Source organism: Flavobacterium sp., assembly GCF_028712645.1.
Lineage (GTDB): Bacteria > Bacteroidota > Bacteroidia > Flavobacteriales > Flavobacteriaceae > Flavobacterium.
The window spans coordinates 1-2,836 of sequence record NZ_JAQTPQ010000364.1; the positions used below are offsets into that span (position 1 = coordinate 1).

Below are 2,836 nucleotides of genomic sequence, written 5' to 3' on the forward strand. Positions count from 1 at the left end.
TGTATCAAATCTATTGCTAGTTGGTTGCTCCTCAGCAGAGCCAATGTCCTCTTCAATTTGACGGAGGTAATTTAACTAATCTAAAATAAAAAATCACCAACTATTTTTGACCACATTACCTTTTTTATAAAATCTGGACAATGTCATTAAGTTGAGGGATTTTTGATTGAAGATTAACGACTGCTGATTTCGTATTTTGTGTTAGTAAATAAAAATCCTTCGATTTCACGAGTCTCACACATCTGAAATCAAAAATCGTTAATCAAAAATCTGCAATCTGATTACTCTTCCATTGTGTGATATACGTTCATCACGTCTTCGTCTTCTTCCAGTTTCTCGATTAGTTTTTCTACGTCAGCAACTTCTGCTTCGGTTAATTTTTTTGTTATTTGCGGAATTCTTTCAAAACCGGAAGAAAGGATTTCCAGTTTTCTATTTTCCAATTCTTTTTGTATTGTTCCAAAACTACCAAAAGCAGCATATATCAAAATTCCGTCTTCGTCTTCAAAAACCTCTTCAGCACCAAAATCGATTAATTCTAATTCCAGTTCTTCAGGATCAATTCCATTAGCCGGAATTCTAAAGTTGCAAGTGTGGTCAAACATAAATTCTACCGAACCTTGCGTTCCCATTGTTCCGTTACATTTATTGAAATAACTTCTCACGTTAGCAACAGTTCTGTTGTTGTTATCCGTTGCAGTTTCAACTAAAAGCGCAATTCCGTGTGGTGCATAACCTTCAAACAAGACTTCTTTATAGTTGGCGGTATCTTTGTCGGTTGCTTTTTTAATGGCGCGTTCCACGTTTTCTTTGGGCATATTTACTGCCTTTGAATTCTGGATAACGGCTCTCAATCTTGAATTCGCATCAGGATTTGGACCGCCTTCTTTTACGGCCATTACAATATCTTTACCAATTCTGGTAAATGCTTTGGCCATTGCTGACCAACGTTTCATTTTTCTTCCTTTTCTAAATTCGAACGCTCTTCCCATTTCTTTTTTTTTTACTTCTAAAATCAAAAATCGTTAATCATCAATCTTAAATCATTTTTCACGATTGCAAAAATAACTCTTTCAATAGCAATATCAAAATTCAATTTTTAATTTGAATTTTGATATTTTTATTTCCTATTGGCTTTTGCCTTTTTCTATTTCTTGTAAAATGGTAATTTCACCACTTTGGCAGGAACATCATTTTTTCTGATTCTGATGAATATTTCGCTGTCAATTTTACTGTTTTCAGTAGTTACATAACCCAGTCCAATTCCAACATTCATTGATGGTGACATTGTTCCTGAAGTTACAATTCCAATTGCGTTACCCGATGCATCCACGATTTCATAATCGTGTCTTGGAACAGCTCGTTCTTGCATTTCGAAAGCTACTAATTTCTTAGAAACTCCTTCTTCTTTTTGCTTTTTCAAGTTCTCGGAATTGGTGAATTCTTTGGTAAATTTCGTGATCCAACCTAAACCAGCTTCTAATGGAGAAGTCGTATCGTTGATGTCGTTTCCGTATAAACAAAATCCCATTTCCAGACGTAAAGTGTCACGAGCAGCAAGACCAATTGGTTTGATTCCAAAAGCAGCACCAGCTTCAAAAACCTTGTTCCAGATTTGTTCCACTTCCGAGTTTTTGCAGTAAATTTCAAAACCTCCTGAACCTGTGTAACCTGTTGCTGATATAATTACGTGTTCGAATCCTGCAAAATCAGCCACTTCAAAATGATAATATTGAATCGCTGATAAATCTATTGACGACAACGATTGCATTGCTTCCACCGCTTTTGGTCCTTGAATCGCCAGTAGTGAATAATCATCCGAAAGGTTTTTCATATCGACACCCAAATCGTTGTGGCTTGAAATCCAATCCCAATCTTTATCAATATTCGAAGCATTTACGACCAATAAATATTGCTCGTCTTTCATTTTATAAACAATCAAATCATCTACAATTCCGCCATCATTATTAGGCAAACACGAATATTGAGCTCTGCCAATCGTCAAAGTCGAAGCATCGTTTGAAGTCACTTTCTGAATCAAAGCCAAGGCATTGGAACCAGTCAGTAAAAATTCACCCATGTGTGAAACGTCAAAAACGCCCACGCTGTTGCGAACCGTTTCGTGTTCAGCATTTACGCCTTCGTATAAAATAGGCATATTGTATCCGGCAAACGGAAGTATTTTAGCTCCCAAACTCTCGTGTATGTGCGTTAGCGCAGTATTTTTCATTTTAGATTTTTTATAAAATTTGAAGTGGCTAATTTATTGATTTTTTATGGAGTGGCAAAGGGATTTTGAGACGAATAAATGCTCTGCAAAGTCTCTGACTTTGAGGTAGTGATTTTCGGTTTTTAACCGAATTCGTTTTTATGATATTTTAATTTTTATGTCAGTCACAGACTGATTAACACATCCTCAAAGTCGGAGACTTTGCGGAGCAGGGGCAATCTCACAATCAAAAAGTCCCACAATAGTTTAGAATTGTGAGGCTTTTAAGTTCTTATTAAATTGCGTTTTTTTCTATTTGTTTTATCATAGAATGTTCTATTGTGTCTTCGCACAGTGTGGTTCTTTTTAGATAAATTTCATTTTTTACGTAAGTATTATTCAGCCAAAAACAATGTTTAGTATATTCATTTAGTTTTGTTACTTTGTCTTTTTTCGGCAAATCATAAGTATCTAAAACCTTTGTTGCGTGAGGTCGAACGTGAGAAATGGAACTAAATTTCTTGCTAGGAAAATTCGTGAAACGAATTTCTTTGCCTTTTTTATTAGTTTTTATTTCTTTTACGATTTCGCCTTTTGCAACTATTTGTTTTGTTTTTGTCCAAACTT

Annotated in this window: 2 protein-coding genes and 1 pseudogene; all 3 read right to left on the reverse strand. The window is 35.2% G+C overall.

Annotated features, from left to right (window positions below):
* Positions 1–281: 281 nt before the first annotated feature.
* Positions 282–992: a YebC/PmpR family DNA-binding transcriptional regulator gene (locus PHC28_RS17890; protein ID WP_300103719.1), complete on the reverse strand. Its 711-nt coding sequence runs from the start codon at positions 990–992 to the stop codon at positions 282–284.
* Between the two features lie 155 nt (positions 993–1,147).
* Complete coding sequence (gene gcvT / locus PHC28_RS17895; protein ID WP_300103722.1) at positions 1,148–2,230, reverse strand: glycine cleavage system aminomethyltransferase GcvT; 1,083 nt, start codon at positions 2,228–2,230, stop codon at positions 1,148–1,150.
* A 274-nt stretch (positions 2,231–2,504) separates the two neighbouring features.
* Positions 2,505–2,836, reverse strand: a pseudogene (locus PHC28_RS17900) (hypothetical protein); the annotation flags it as partial.